Annotated in this window: 13 protein-coding genes; all 13 read right to left on the bottom strand. The window is 67.1% G+C overall.

Annotation, left to right across the window (positions count from 1 at the left end):
• Window positions 1-3: 3 nt before the first annotated feature.
• Complete coding sequence (locus DFR49_RS20160) at window positions 4-1,134, bottom strand: TraB/TrbI/VirB10 family type IV secretion system protein (RefSeq protein WP_086017104.1); 1,131 nt, start codon at window positions 1,132-1,134, stop codon at window positions 4-6.
• Between the two features lie 71 nt (window positions 1,135-1,205).
• Window positions 1,206-2,231, bottom strand: coding sequence for a P-type conjugative transfer protein TrbG (gene trbG / locus DFR49_RS20155; RefSeq protein ID WP_012114875.1), 1,026 nt, complete (start codon window positions 2,229-2,231; stop codon window positions 1,206-1,208).
• Window positions 2,228-2,911 (bottom strand): conjugal transfer protein TrbF, encoded by a 684-nt coding sequence (gene trbF / locus DFR49_RS20150; protein ID WP_012114874.1) that lies wholly within the window; start codon window positions 2,909-2,911, stop codon window positions 2,228-2,230. The genes trbG and trbF overlap by 4 nt, the downstream gene beginning before the upstream one ends.
• Window positions 2,911-4,263 (bottom strand): P-type conjugative transfer protein TrbL, encoded by a 1,353-nt coding sequence (gene trbL / locus DFR49_RS20145; protein WP_012114873.1) that lies wholly within the window; start codon window positions 4,261-4,263, stop codon window positions 2,911-2,913. Before trbL ends, trbF begins: the two co-directional genes overlap by 1 nt.
• A gap of 3 nt (window positions 4,264-4,266) precedes the next feature.
• Window positions 4,267-4,557 carry a putative entry exclusion protein TrbK-alt gene (trbK-alt, locus tag DFR49_RS20140; RefSeq protein ID WP_012114872.1) on the bottom strand — a complete coding sequence of 97 codons (291 nt, stop codon included), beginning with the start codon at window positions 4,555-4,557 and terminating at the stop codon, window positions 4,267-4,269.
• Window positions 4,558-4,579: 22 nt separating this feature from the next.
• Complete coding sequence (trbJ, locus tag DFR49_RS20135; protein WP_012114871.1) at window positions 4,580-5,341, bottom strand: P-type conjugative transfer protein TrbJ; 762 nt, start codon at window positions 5,339-5,341, stop codon at window positions 4,580-4,582.
• Window positions 5,338-7,776, bottom strand: a complete 2,439-nt coding sequence (trbE, locus tag DFR49_RS20130; RefSeq protein WP_012114870.1) for a conjugal transfer protein TrbE — start codon at window positions 7,774-7,776, stop codon at window positions 5,338-5,340. The genes trbJ and trbE overlap by 4 nt, the downstream gene beginning before the upstream one ends.
• 7 nt (window positions 7,777-7,783) lie before the next feature.
• Window positions 7,784-8,065 (bottom strand): VirB3 family type IV secretion system protein, encoded by a 282-nt coding sequence (locus DFR49_RS20125; RefSeq protein ID WP_012114869.1) that lies wholly within the window; start codon window positions 8,063-8,065, stop codon window positions 7,784-7,786.
• Window positions 8,065-8,397 (bottom strand): TrbC/VirB2 family type IV secretion system protein, encoded by a 333-nt coding sequence (locus tag DFR49_RS20120; protein WP_012114868.1) that lies wholly within the window; start codon window positions 8,395-8,397, stop codon window positions 8,065-8,067. The genes DFR49_RS20125 and DFR49_RS20120 overlap by 1 nt, the downstream gene beginning before the upstream one ends.
• A complete protein-coding gene (trbB, locus tag DFR49_RS20115; RefSeq protein WP_012114867.1) occupies window positions 8,394-9,377 on the bottom strand; it encodes a P-type conjugative transfer ATPase TrbB in 984 nt (327 codons plus the stop codon). The genes DFR49_RS20120 and trbB overlap by 4 nt, the downstream gene beginning before the upstream one ends.
• A gap of 169 nt (window positions 9,378-9,546) precedes the next feature.
• On the bottom strand, window positions 9,547-9,978 hold the full coding sequence (locus tag DFR49_RS20110; protein WP_012114866.1) for a ribbon-helix-helix domain-containing protein: 432 nt from the start codon (window positions 9,976-9,978) through the stop codon (window positions 9,547-9,549).
• 11 nt (window positions 9,979-9,989) lie between these two features.
• Entirely contained in the window at window positions 9,990-11,978 is a 1,989-nt protein-coding gene (locus tag DFR49_RS20105) for a conjugal transfer protein TraG (protein ID WP_012114865.1), read from the bottom strand.
• A 31-nt stretch (window positions 11,979-12,009) separates the two neighbouring features.
• The gene (locus DFR49_RS20100) at window positions 12,010-13,755 is read right to left on the bottom strand and encodes a relaxase/mobilization nuclease domain-containing protein (RefSeq protein ID WP_041575619.1); all 1,746 of its coding nucleotides are present in this window, start codon (window positions 13,753-13,755) and stop codon (window positions 12,010-12,012) included.
• Window positions 13,756-13,866: the final 111 nt, after the last annotated feature.

Here is a 13,866-nt window from a genome sequence, read left to right as displayed (position 1 = left end):
CGGTTAGCCTCCGTGGGGTTCGAGGACCAGGTCACGCGTGACGATAACGCGAACGGGAAAGCCCGGCCGTATGGTCAACGTCGGCGCGACGTTGAGCTGGCGGCGGACGATCTGTTGGCCCGCATCGTTGATGGTGTCTTGCCCGCCGTTGCGGATCGCCTGAATCAGGCGGTCGTCGTCGTTGGTGGCGAGCTCGGCGCCAATGCTCAGCAGCGTGGATAGTCCCGCCGCCTTTGCCAGTTCCCACCAATGATAGTCGATGCCATCCTGAAGGCCCGCATAGCCTTCAGCGTCGGCGCCGGGCTGACGCTCGAGGACGATCGAGCGCCCGTTCGGGAGGATCAGCCGATTCCAGACCAGGAGCACACGGCTCTGGCCGAACTGAACATTGTTGTCGTACTGGCCGATGATCCGCGTCCCTTGCGGCACCAGCAGGATGCGCCCTGTCGGGCTGTCGTAGATGTTCTCCGTCACCTGCGCGGTGATCTGGCCCGGAAGATCGGAGCGGATGCCCGTGATGAGCGCGGCGGCGATCACGGCGCCCGCCTGAAGGATATAGGGGGACGCCGGCGCCGCAACGCGATCCTGTGCCACCGTGCGCCGATCGGCGGCCGCATTGAGGAATGCAAGCTGTCGATCTTGCGCTGATGGTGTGGCAGGTGGTGGCGCGAGGCCGAGGCCGGCGAGGTCAGGCGCCGGCGGTGGCGCGATCGTCGCAGCCGCGGGGCCCGTCGACGCCATTGGACGGTTCTCCGTCCCGGTGAAAAGCCTGCTGACGCGCGCAGTCTCGATCTCCTGCAAACGGCGCTGCTCCTCGGCGCTAAGACCAGGATTGGCTTGGGCTGGCAACGGCTGACCACGATTCTGCGCGCCCAGGATGGGGCGCCCGAGGTCGCCCGGGAGCGGCGGGCCAAGCTGCGGAACGCCGCTATAATCGCGCGGCAATCCGGAAAGGCCGTCGGCAGTCGAGCGATTGTCGGTCGAGTGGAGTTCCTCGGCGGGCGTCCCCCCCTCGCGGGTTTGGAGCGCATAGATCAACGCGCCGCCGATCCCGACGCTCGCCAGAAGGCCGATGCCGGCAAGCACCTTGCGCGAGAGGCGCGTGACGCGCGGCGCTTCCGCACGAAGCCGCATTGGGGCGGCAGCGTCGTCGGCCGGCCCGGTCAGCGGCGCCTCCTGTTCTTCTTTCCGGGGGCCAGGCTCACTCACGACGCGGGCCTCCCATCGGTGCGGACGATCCGGACGCGTTTCTGGCGGTCGCCTGCGCCGAAGCGCAGCTCGGCGGCCGCGAACAGGCGGTCGACGATCATGTAGTTTGCGCGAACGCGGTAGTTCACGAGTTCGGAGGTGTTGCCTTCCGGACCCACTACGAACAGCGGCGGCATTTCGCCCTGGCCGATGCCGCGGGGAAACTCGATGAAGACCTGGCGACCATCATCGTAGGCGCGCAGCGGTCGCCAAGGTGCGCGGTCGCCTTCGATCGCATAGCGGAAATTGATGTTGGCGAGGTCGACGCCGGTGGCGACTGGCCTAGCGGCCTCTGCCTGCGCGTTCTGGCGCCGCAGCGCGATGAGCTGATCCTGCGGATACTGCCAGGACACCGAAGCCATATAGGTGCGCTCGGTCGAGCGAAGTTCCATGTGGTAGGTGCGCAAGTTCGTGTTGATGATGAGATTCGTCATCAGGTCGGCGCGGGTGGGCTTCACCAGGATGTGGACTTGGCTCGTCGCGCCCGCGCCGCTCAGCGTATCGCCGATGATCCAGCGAACCGTGTCGCCGGCGGCGACTGGACCGGAGCCGACCAGTTGCTCGCCCGGCTGAAGGGCTATGTCGGTGATCTGGCCGACGGCGGTATAGACCTGATAGAGCGCGCCGCCCGTATAGGGATAGACCTGCATGGCGTTGATGAAGCCGTCGCGGACCGGCTGCACGCGCGCGGCGGCGTTGGCCTGATTGACGCGCGCTGTCGGATCGGTGGGTTCGGGTGTGCCGCGGGATGGCTCGACGGGCTTCATCTGACCAGGGAGCGGCAGAGGTCTCGGCAGCTCGACCACGCGCACGGGAGCCGGGGGATTGGCGCTCAGCGCCGCCGGCACTGCGTCATCGTAGGAGATCTCCGGCGGCCTGTTCGCCGTGGCGCAGCCGGCGAGGGCCGACGTGCACAGCAGCAGAATCGCAAATGTGGAAGTGCGAGAAGCCGGGTTTCCGGCTTTACGGAAAGACGGCTTCATTGCCCAAGCTCCCGTGACCAGTTGATGGCGTTGACGTAGATGCCGAGCGGGTTGGCGCGCAGCCGGTCGGCATTGCGGGGCACCTGCATGACGATGGTGAGGATGGCGGTCCAGCGGGTCGTCTCGGCGAGCTGGCCGTTCTCGTAGCGGCGCTCGACCCAGGCGACGCGGAAGCTGTCGGGCGACGCCCGGATGACGCTGGAGACATCGACAGCGATCTGCTGCCGGCCGACCTTGGTGAAGGGGTCGTTCGAGCGCGCGTAGTCGTTCAGTGCCATCGCACCGCGGTCGGTCGTGAAATCGTAGGCGCGCAGCCAATTCTGCCGGACGATGATAGCGTCGGACGGAATCGATCGAACCTGCTCGATGAAGCGCGCGAGATGGAAGGCGATCTGCGGGTCAGTCGGACGATAGTCGGCGACAGCGGGCGCGACTGCCTGCGCCTGGCCGAGCCTGTCGACCTGAACGACCCAAGGGACGATCGTTCCGCGCGCCGATTGCCAGACAAGCGCCGCCGCGAAACCAGCGGACAGGATCAGCGAGCCGAACGCCATGAAGCGCCAGTTCTTGGCCTGAACGCGCGCGGCGCCGATGCGCTCATCCCAGACCTGAGCGGCGCGCTGGTAGGGCGTCTCAGGTTCGGGCGTCTTGCCGTAGTGAACGGAGGGTCTTCTGAACATCAGCGATCGCCTTCGGAGAGATTGATGGAAGAGCCGCCGCCATGGCTGTCGCCGCTGCGCACGGCATGGGCGGCCGCGGTCACACCGTGGCTCAGGGCTTGAGAACGCTTCATGCGGCGGGCCCAGGCCGGCGGCCCGTCAGCAGCCTGCGATGGCGCAGCCTCGGCCGCGCTTCCGCCGATCGTACCCATGGTCGATGTGCCGCCGGTGGCGGCGAACGCGGACTTGGCGCCTTCGGAGAAGCTCGACTTCATGCTATCGGCGGCGCGCGAGGCCGTCCGGCGGAGGGGCGAAGCCGCCGCGCCGCCGGCTGCGCGTGCGACCCCGCCCAAGCCTGACGCCACGCCTGCGGCGCCCGACTGGCCAGCGGCGCCAAGGCTGTAAGCGGTCGAAGCGCCGCCCGCCATCGCCGCACCGCCACGGGCGGCGGCGGCGGCTCCTCCAGCAAGGGCGCCGCCGCCAGATGCCACGGCCCCAACAGTCGCAGCGCCCGCCGCCACTATGCCGCCCGCCGCGAGTCCGGTGCCGACCGCGGCGCCGGCGCCGAGCTGCGGACCACCCGAGACGAGGCCGTTGGCGATACCGGGACCGAAGATGCCGAGACCCAGCAGCGACAGTGCGGCGAGCACGATCGCCATGGCCTGGTCGATCGTGGGCGTCTGGCCAGCGAACCCGGCGGTGAATTGAGAGAACAACGTCGAGCCGATGCCGATGATGACGGCGAGGACCAGCACCTTGATGCCGCTCGAGATGACGTTGCCGAGGACGCGCTCGGCCATGAACGCGGATTTGCCGAACAGGCCGAACGGGATCAGCACGAAGCCGGCGAGCGTCGTCAGCTTGAACTCGATCAGGGTGACGAAGAGCTGGACGGCGAGAATGAAGAAGGCGAGCAGCACCAGCGCCCAGGCGAACAACAGACAGGCGATCTGGATGAAGTTCTCGAAGAAGGCGATCCAGCCCATCAGGTTGGAGATGGAATCGAGCAGCGGCCGGCCGGCGTCGAGGCCGGTCTGCGCAACACGGCCGGGACGCATGAGATCGTCGACGGTAAATCCCGTGCCCGACGCCTTCAGGCCGAGCCCGGCGAAGCTTTCGAACACGATGCGCGCGAGGTTGTTCCAGTTGCCGATGATGTAGGCGAAGACGCCGACGAACAGCGTCTTCTTGACCAGGCGCGCCATGATGTCGTCGTCGGCGCCCCAGCTCCAGAACAGCGCGGCCAATGTCACGTCGATGACGATCAGCGTGGTTGCGATGAACGCCACCTCGCCGCCGAGCAGGCCGAAGCCGCTATCGATGTAGCTGGTGAATACGCCGAGGAACTGGTCGATGACGCCGGTGCCGCCCATGGTTCACCGTCCGTCCTGCGGCTGGGGCGATGCTGGCGCGGGCGTAGCGCCAAGGAATCGGTCCCGGGTTTCGGCCCAGGTGCGCAGACATTCGGTATCCCGCGCGGCGGCCTCGCCGAGCAGTTGGCAGCGCCGTTGCGCCTGGCGCAGCGGATCAGCCGGCGTGACTTCAACCGGCTGCAGCGCTTGGCCGGCGGGGTCTTCCTCTTTCCGGGTCATCTCGATCGCCGTCGCGGTGATGGCGACGGCGACGAAGACGACGGCGCCGAGGCGCGCTAGAAGCTTGCCGTCCATGACACGATCCTCTTGGGGGGCCTTAGTTGCCATTCGGGAACATGCGGGCGTTGCCGGGCTGATAGCCGACGCCGGGCGTCAGGAAGCGGCGGCGCTGCTCACGGCCCTGCTCGGCAGCCGCCGCACGCTCCGCTTCGGTCAGCGCTTGAGCTCGTCCGTTCGCAGCGACGACGGCCGTGAGATCGGCGAGCTGCTGCGCCTGGAGCGCGAGGAGCTGATTGCCTGCCTGCGCCGCCTGCAAGGCGCCGGTCGCGCCCTGGCTTTGGCCGATGAGCGCCGACATCTCGGCGCGGTTGGTGTCGATGTTGCCGACGACACCGGCCTGCACCCGCATGGCGTCCTGCAGGCCGCCGACGGTGTTCTGCCAGCGCTCGCGCGCTTGCGCTACGAGTTGCTGGTCGGACGCCGACATCGACGCATTGCCGTAGGTGGAGGTGAAGGCCTGGTCGATCTGCTGGACGTCGTAGGCGATGCGCTGCGCCTGGCCGAGGAGTTGCTGCGTCCGCTGCACGGACTGCTGCAGGCGCTGAAGCGAGGAGTAAGGCAGGCTCGCGAGGTTTCGCGCCTGGTTGATCAGCATCGTCGCTTCATTCTGAAGCGAGGTGATCTGGTTGTTGATCTGCTCCAGGGCACGAGCTGCGGAGAGAACATTCTGCACGTAGTTCGTCGGGTCGTAGACGATCCATTGCGCGGACGCCGGCTGGATCATCACGGGCGACATCGCCACGGGGACGGAAAGGATCGATGCGGCAAGAAGCGCCGCGCGTGAGCGACGGAAGATCATGGCTGGGTCTCCAGGTTATTGAGGTTGGGGATGAGGTCGGCGGCCCAGGCGACGCCGCGCAGACGCAGCCAGGCCGGCAGGAAACCTTCGCGGCCGTGCTCTGCGATGACGCGCTCGATCGCCGCCTGATCGGTTTTTGAGGAGGCGGCGCAGAGCGCCAACGCCACGTCGGACAGACCGAGTTCGAAGAGTCGGTTGCCTCGGCGGGATTGGCAGTAGTAGTCGCGCTTCGGCATCGCGCGGGCGAGGATCTCGATCTGGCGATCGTTGAGCCCGAAGCGGCGGTAGATCGCGGTGATCTGCGGTTCGATCGCGCGCTCGTTCGGTAACAGCAGCCGCGTCTGGCAGCTCTCGACAATGGCCGGCGCGATCGCAGAACTGTCGATGTCGGAGAGCGATTGGGTGGCGAAGACGACGGACGCGTTCTTCTTGCGGAGCGTCTTCAACCACTCGCGGAGCTGGCCGGCGAAATCCTCGTCATCGAGCGCCAGCCAGCCTTCGTCGACGATGAGCAGCGTTGGGCTGCCGTCGAGGCGGTCCTCGATGCGGTGGAAGAGATAGGCGAGCACGGCCGGCGCGGCGGCCGTGCCGATCAGGCCCTCGGTCTCGAACGCCTGCACAACGGCTTCGCCAAGATGCTCGCTCTCGGCGTCGAGCAGCCGGCCATAGGCGCCCCCGACGCAATAGGGCCGCAGCGCCTGTTTGAGATCGTTCGATTGAAGGAGGACGGCGAGTCCGGTCAGGGTGCGCTCGACGACGGGCGCGCTCGCCAGCGAGGTCAGCGCCGTCCAGATGTATTCCTTCACCTCTGGCGCGATCGTCACGCCCTCGCGCTGCAAGATCGCGACGATCCAATCAGCCGCCCACGCGCGCTCCGGCACGTGGTGGATGCCGGCGAGCGGTTGCAGCGAGACGCTGTCAGCCGCGCCTTCTGTCAGGCCGCCGCCGAGATCGTGCCAGTCGCCGCCCATCGCGAGCGCTGCAGCTCGGATGCTTCCGCCGAAGTCGAAGGCGAAGACCTGGGAGCCGGGATAGCGCCGGAACTGCAGCGCCATCAGCGCCAGGAGCACCGATTTGCCGGCGCCGGTCGGCCCGACGACGAGCGTGTGACCGACATCGCCGACATGAAGGGAAAACCGGAACGGGGTCGAGCCTTCGGTCCTGCCGTAGAGCAAGGGGGGTTGCCCGAAATGCTCGTCCCGTTCCGGCCCCGCCCACACCGCCGACAGCGGAATCATATGGGCGAGATTGAGCGTCGAGATCGGCGGCTGCCGGACGTTGGCGTAGACATGGCCCGGCAGCGAGCCAAGCCAGGCGTCGACGGCGTTGATCGTTTCCGCCATCGCGGTGAAGTCGCGGCCTTGAACGATCTTCTCCACCAACCGGAGCTTCTCGGCTGCGATGCGTGGATCGGCGTCCCAGACAGCGACCGTCGCGGTGACATAGGCCTGACCCGCATAGTCCGCGCCGAGTTCCTGGAGCGCGAGGTCGGCATCGGCCGCCTTGTTCGCCGCATCGGTGTCGACGAGCACCGAAGCCTCGTTGGTCATCACCTCCTTGAGGATCGCCATGATGCTCTTGCGCTTGGCGAACCACTGCCGCCGTATCTTGGTTAGCAGCTTGGTGGCGTCGGTCTTGTCCAGTAGGACGGCGCGTGTCGACCAGCGATAGGGAAAGGCGAGCCGGTTGAGGTCGTCGAGCAGCCCGGGCGTGGTCGCGGTCGGAAAACCGACAATGGTAAGGATGCGGAGATGCGCGTCGCCGAGCCGCGGCTCCAGTCCGCCGGTGAGCGGTTGATCGGCCAGCAACGCGTCGAGATACATCGGCGTCTCGGGCACACGCACGCGGTGGCGTTTGGTCGAGACGGTCGAATGCAGATAGGTCAGCGTCTCGCCGCCATCGAGCCATGCGCATTCCGGCATGAAGTTCTCGATGAGCTGGAGCACGCGGTCGGTGCGATCGGCGAAGCCGCGCAACGCCTCACGAGGGTCGAGACCGTTATCGGCCTTGCCTTCATAGAGCCAGCTTTCGGCGCGGGCGGCGTCCTCGGCCGGCGGCAGGTAGACGAAGGTCAGGAAGTAGCTCGACTCGAAGTGCGAGGCGTCTTCCTCGAAATCGGCCTTGCGTTCGGCGTCGACCAGAGCCGACGCGGCATCGGGAAAGCGGCTCGCCGGATAGGTGCCGGCGCCATGGCGCTGGGCCTCGACGAAAATCGCCCATCCCGAGCCGAGCCGGCGGAAAGCATTGTTGAGCCGGCCGGCCACGGCGACGAGCTCGGCCGGCACCGCGGAGTCGAGGTCGGGACCGCGAAAGCGGGCGGTGCGTTGGTAGCTGCCGTCCTTGTTGAGGACGATGCCCTCGCCGACGAGCGCGGCCCAGGGCAGGAAGTCCGCGAGACGGGTTGAGGTTCGGCGATATTCGGCAAGGTGCATCATCGGGGCCTCACGCGCTTAGATGGCCGGGGATGCGCAGGTGACGGCGCACCACGTCGACGAATTGTGGATCGCGTTTGGCCGCCCACACCGCCGCGAAATGCCCGATCGCCCAGAGCCCGAGACCGACCAGCCAGAGCCGCAGGCCAAGGCCGAGCGCCGCCGCCAGCGTGCCGTTGAGGATCGCGATGGAGCGCGGCGCGCCGCCGAGCAGGATGTGCTCGGTGAGCGCCCGATGGACCGGGACGGCGAAGCCTGGCACGTCGCCGACGCTGTCGGTCAGGCTCGCCATCAGACGAGCGCTCCGCCGCCGAAGGAGAAGAAGGACAGGAAGAAGCTCGACGCGGCGAAGGCGATCGACAGGCCGAAGACGATCTGGATCAGCTTCCGCGCGCCGCCTGACGTATCGCCGAAGGCTAGCGTTAGCCCTGTGATGATGATGATCATCACAGCGATGATCTTGGCCACAGGCCCCTCGATGGATTCGAGGATCGATTGCAGCGGCGCTTCCCACGGCATCGAAGAGCCGGAAGCATGGGCTGCTGGCGCAAGCATCATGCTGAAGACGGCGACGGACGCGGCCGTCGCGATATGACGGCGAGCGCGCAGGGCATGGCGGATCATTCGGGTTCTCCTGGGGCGGGCTGGGTTGCGGGGATGACGCGGTAGTCGCCGTCCGGCTGTAGGCCTTCGACGCGGGCGAGTTCGGCGAGGCGACGGGTCGAGCCGCGACCGCTGAGCACCGCGACGAGATCGATGGTCTCGGCGATCAGCGCGCGCGGGACGGTGACGACGGCTTCCTGAATGAGTTGCTCAAGGCGGCGCAGCGCGCCGAGCGCGGTGCCGGCGTGGATCGTGCCGATGCCGCCCGGGTGGCCCGTCCCCCAGGCCTTGAGCAAATCCAGCGCCTCGGCGCCGCGCACCTCTCCGATCGGAATGCGATCAGGGCGCAAGCGAAGCGAGGAGCGGACGAGATCGGACAGCGATGCGACGCCATCCTTGGTGCGCATGGCTACGAGGTTGGGCGCGGCGCATTGCAGCTCGCGCGTGTCCTCGATCAGAACCACGCGGTCGAAGGTCTTCGATACCTCGGCGAGCAAGGCGTTGGTGAGCGTGGTCTTGCCGGTCGAGGTGCCGCCGGCGACGAGGATGTTGCGGCGGTCCGCGACGGCGCGGCGGAGCACCTCCGCCTGTTCGGCGGACATGATCTCGGCGGCGACATAGTCAGCGAGCGTGAAGACGGCGACGGCAGGTTTGCGGATCGCGAATGCCGGCGCGGCGACGACGGGCGGCAGAAGGCCTTCGAAGCGCTCCCCCGTCTCGGGCAACTCGGCCGAAACGCGCGGTGAACCGGAATGAACCTCGGCGCCGACATGATGCGCGACCAGGCGGACGATGCGCTCGCCGTCCGCGGGCGACAGGCGCGCTCCGGTATCGGAGAGTCCCTCGGACAGCCGGTCGATCCAGAGCCGCCCATCGGGATTGAGCATCACCTCGACGATCGACGGGTCTTCCAGGAATCCGGCGATGGCGGGGCCGAGGGCCGTGCGCAACATGCGCGCGCCTCGAAGGATCGCCTCTGATTGCTGGTGAGAAACCGCCATGTCGTCCCCGTTCTGCGCGGGACCGCAAACAAGCGGCCCTGGATCGGGGATGAGTAGAAGAGGCAGAAATCAGGGCATGACAACAAGCAGAACGGGGTCGTAGTGCTCTGGCGTACAAAGAGAGGGCGACGGCGGAACTGACAAACTCTTGCGATGCCCGGCGCGATGATTATTCCGCGCCCGGGACACCTACTACGTCGTCCGAAATCTCCTCACGCACTTTCGGTCCCTTCGCGAGTCGCCGCCCGAGTGCGGCGACGAAGGCGTCGTACCGCTCGCCGGCCTGTGCGCGTGCGGCCGCCTGGGCTGGCTCCGGAAGTGGCGGGTTGGTGGTGAGCCAGAAGCGGACGAACACTGCGAGCATTTCCACGGAAATGCCAAGGTCGCGTTCCATGCGCGTCATGCGCCGGTCGAGCTGGTCCAATCGCTTGGTGGTCGCGGCCTCTTGGCGCTCGGCGGCGTCGGGCGATAGGAAGGATGCGATGGCCGCTTCCGCGACCAGGGATCGCGATTGATCGCGACGCGCGGCATAAGCGGCGAGCGCTTTCGTGATATCCGGATCGAGATAGACCGAGAGGCGCTGCTTCTTCGGAATCTTCATGTTCACCACGCTCAGAGGTCCATCCCGTCACTGGGATCGAGCGAGACCTGCCGCGCGACGCCCTGCATCACCTGATTCAGCCGGCCTGCGCGCGCGGCGTCGTCGTCATCGGCGTCGTCGGGACCATCGAGCTCGAACTCGTTGTCGATCGGCGCCTTCCTCTCGACAGGCTTTACCGCGGTCAGCTCCGGTTGCTGACGCCGTTCGGAGCCGGTCGAGTCGTCATCGCCGGTGCCGTCCTGCTGCGCGGCTGCATCGGGTTGCGGCCGCGACGGCAATGGCAGGGCGCTCCAATCGTCCGGCTTTCCCGCGGCTGGCCTCGCGAGCGCGGGTGGTGGCAGGACGCGTTCCTGAAACCGGCGATCCTCGAAATAGCGGGCTTTCTTCGCGCGTATCGGCGGCGTACCGGCCACCATCACGATCTCGTCGGCGGGCGGGAGCTGCATCACCTCACCCGGCGTCAGCAGTGGGCGCGCCGTCTCCGATCGCGAAACCATCAGATGGCCGAGCCATGGGCTCAGCCTGTGCCCCGCGTAGTTTCGCATTGCCCGCATCTCGGTCGCGGTGCCGAGGGCGTCGGAGACGCGTTTGGCCGTGCGCTCGTCATTGGTCGCGAAGCTCACGCGCACATGGCAGTTGTCGAGGATCGAGTTGTTCGGACCATACGCTTTCTCAATCTGATTGAGCGACTGGGCGATCAGGAAGCTCTTCAGCCCATAGCCCGCCATGAACGCCAAGGCGCTCTCGAAGAAGTCGAGGCGCCCGAGTGCGGGAAACTCGTCGAGCATGAGCAGCAGCCGGTGCCGCCTGCCTTTGGCGTTGAGATCCTCCGTCAGTCGGCGTCCGATCTGATTGAGGATAAGCCGGATCAGCGGCTTGGTGCGCGCGATGTCAGATGGCGGCACGACGAGGTAGAGCGTCGACGGTCGCGCTCCGCCAACAATGTCTGTGATGCGCCAGTCGCAACGGCGCGTAACATCCGCCACCACGGGATCGCGATAGAGTCCGAGAAACGACATCGCGGTCGACAAGACGCCCGACCGCTCATTGTCGGACTTATTCAGCAGCTCGCGCGCGGCCGATGCGATGACCGGGTGCGGTCCAGCTTCGCCGAGATGCGCCGTCTTCATCATGGCGGCGAGCGTCGACTCGATCGGCCGCTTGGGGTCGGAGAGGAAGGCGGCGACGCCTGCGAGTGTCTTGTCGGTCTCAGCGTAGAGAACGTGCAGGATAGCGCCGACGAGGAGTGCGTGGGACGTCTTCTCCCAATGATTGCGGCGTTCCAAACTCCCTTCGGGATCGACCAGGATGTCGGCGATGTTCTGGACGTCGCGGACCTCCCATTCGCCGCGGCGGACTTCGAGCAGCGGGTTGTAAGCGGACGACTTCGCATTCGTGGGATCGAACAGCAGCACGCGGCCATGTTGGGCGCGGAAGCCGGAAGTGAGCTGCCAGTTCTCGCCCTTGATGTCGTGAACGATGGCGGAGCCCGGCCAGGTCAGCAGCGAGGGCACGACCAGGCCGACGCCCTTGCCGGAGCGGGTCGGCGCGAAGCACAGCACATGCTCTGGCCCGTCATGGCGAAGATAGGCGCGATCGAACCTGCCGAGCACCACGCCATCGGGCCCAAGCAGGCCGGCGGCGCGCACCTCGTCGGCTCGCGCCCAGCGCGCCGAACCATAGGTTTCGACATTTTTGGCCTCGCGGGCTCGCCACACTGACATGCCGATGGCGACCGCGATGGCAATGAAGCCGCCGGATGCGGCGATGTAGGCGCCCTCGACGAAAACCGAAGGCGCATAGGCGTCGTAGAAGTACCACCACCAGAAGAAGGCCGGCGGATGGTAGACTGGCCAGCCAAATGCCTCGAACCATGGCCGGCCGAGTTGCGGCTGGAAGCCTAGCTGCCATGCCGTCCACTGGGTCGCGGTCCAGGTCGTGGTCAGCACGATCACGAAGACGGCGAGAATCTGTCCCCAGAGAATCTTCGTGGCCGACATGGCGGTGTCCTTTCTTGATGAGGAGCGGTGATCACAGGCCGAGCCCCCGCTTGCGGCCGAAGCTCCAGTCGATGCCGCCATCGCTTCGCGCGAGACCGGAGACATGACGGCCGAGCTGCTTTTCGAGTGATGGAGACCAGGGAACGAGCTGGAAGCCGAGGCCGTCATCGATCATCGCGAAGCGGCCGGAGGCGAGCGCGAAGCGCTGCCTGTAGGTGCCGGCGACATACTCACCCGTCGAAGCACGCGTCAGCGGCCGCCCGCTTTCCGCCGACAGCTTATCGGCGAGCGCGTCCAGCTCGCGCCGGCGCAGCGTCTCGATCAGGTCGCGGCTGAAGCTGACGCCACGGCTCTGACGCTCCGCCAGACCTTGCGCGATCAGGTGCTCGGCGCGCCGGTCCAGCGCCTCGCGCACCTCTGCGCCAAAGCCGCCGACGCCGCCGCCGAGTGCGATCGGTTCACGGGCGATAGCTTGCCGGTCAAGCCAGGTGGCGCCGGCTGCGGTGATCTGCCGTTCGATCGAGAGGTCCGAGCGGACCGCCAGGGCGACGCGGCGCCGGCCCTGGGCATCGTCGAACTTGCGCAGCTCGACGATCGAGCCCGGCGCGCCGTCCCCGGCGGCGTCGAGATCGGGCAGCTTGATATGATGGGTCCGTCCGTCCGCGCCGTCGACCACGGCATAGGCGGTGCCCTTCAGCTCGTCGTCGAGGCCGCGAGCCACCAGACGGCCGACGACAGAATCGTCCAGGCTTTCGCCTGCCAGCACGTAGCTGGCCGTGCCGCGCTCGATGCCGCGTTCCGAAAGGCCGCGATGGATTCGCTTGATGATGTCGCCGCGTTCGCCCAGCTCGCGCAGAGTCGTCTCGGCATTCTCGGACACAATCCACTGGCCGGGGCCAACCTGGTCGGCAAGCCCAAGCGATTCGAGCTTGCGCAGGCGTCCGACCTTGAGGGCGTGGAATTCGTCGGGCTGCCGGTTGGGATGCGGCGCAAGGTCGATGACGCCGGTGCGACAGCCATCGCGCGTGAGCTGGCGATCGAGGTTGGTCCAGCGTTCGGCGTCGATCTGACGTTCCAGGGTGCGACGGATTTCGTGATCCGTGCGCGGACCCAACTCCCGCGTGATCAGATCCCGCGCCCGATCGCGCATGCCTTCCTTGATATAGTCGCGGGAGATGACGAGGTTCTCGCCGTCCTCGCGCACGCCACGCACAATCAGGTGGACGTGCGGATGCTCGGTGTTCCAGTGATCGACGGCGACCCATTCGAGCTTGGTGCCGAGGTCCTTCTCCATCTGGCCGACCAAATCGCGGGCGAAGGTCTTGAGGTCCGACATCTCCACGGCGTCGTCCGGCGAGACGATGAACCGGAAATGATGCCGGTCGTCCTCGCATCGCTGCGCGAACGCCTTCGGATCGGCATGGTCCGTACCAGGGCCGAACAGCCTCGCCTTCTCTCCGTCCCGGGTGACGCCCTCGCGGCGCAGATAGTTGAGATGGGTGGCGAGCGGCGCGCCGCGTCCGGCGTGACGGACGACGCGCGCCTTGACGACGGCGCCGCGCGAGCGGGAGGTGATGAGCCGGTTGGCCTGCACTGATGCGCGCTGACCGCGGCCGAACCGGGAGCGGTGGCCCGGCCCGATCGTCCCCTTGCGGGAAACCGATCCGCCGGCCCGCTGGGCGGCGGCGAGCGCCTGGGCGATGAAGGGTCTGGCGCGCTGCACGCGCGTCGAGCGGATGCGGCCTGGCCGGATTCGGAAATCGTTCTCGTCGGTCATGGTCGCGCGCCTGCACATCGCGCGATGGCGCTGATTTGCTTATGAAATCGCTGAAGCCGCAGACTGCGCCAGACAGGCGCACCTCGCGAATTTGCTGCATAAGCCCTTGAA

It is taken from the genome of Hephaestia caeni, from assembly GCF_003550065.1.
Lineage (GTDB): Bacteria > Pseudomonadota > Alphaproteobacteria > Sphingomonadales > Sphingomonadaceae > Sphingomonas > Sphingomonas caeni_A.
The sequence above is the reverse complement of the archived record's forward strand: the minus strand, read 5'-3'. Positions and strand labels throughout refer to the sequence as shown.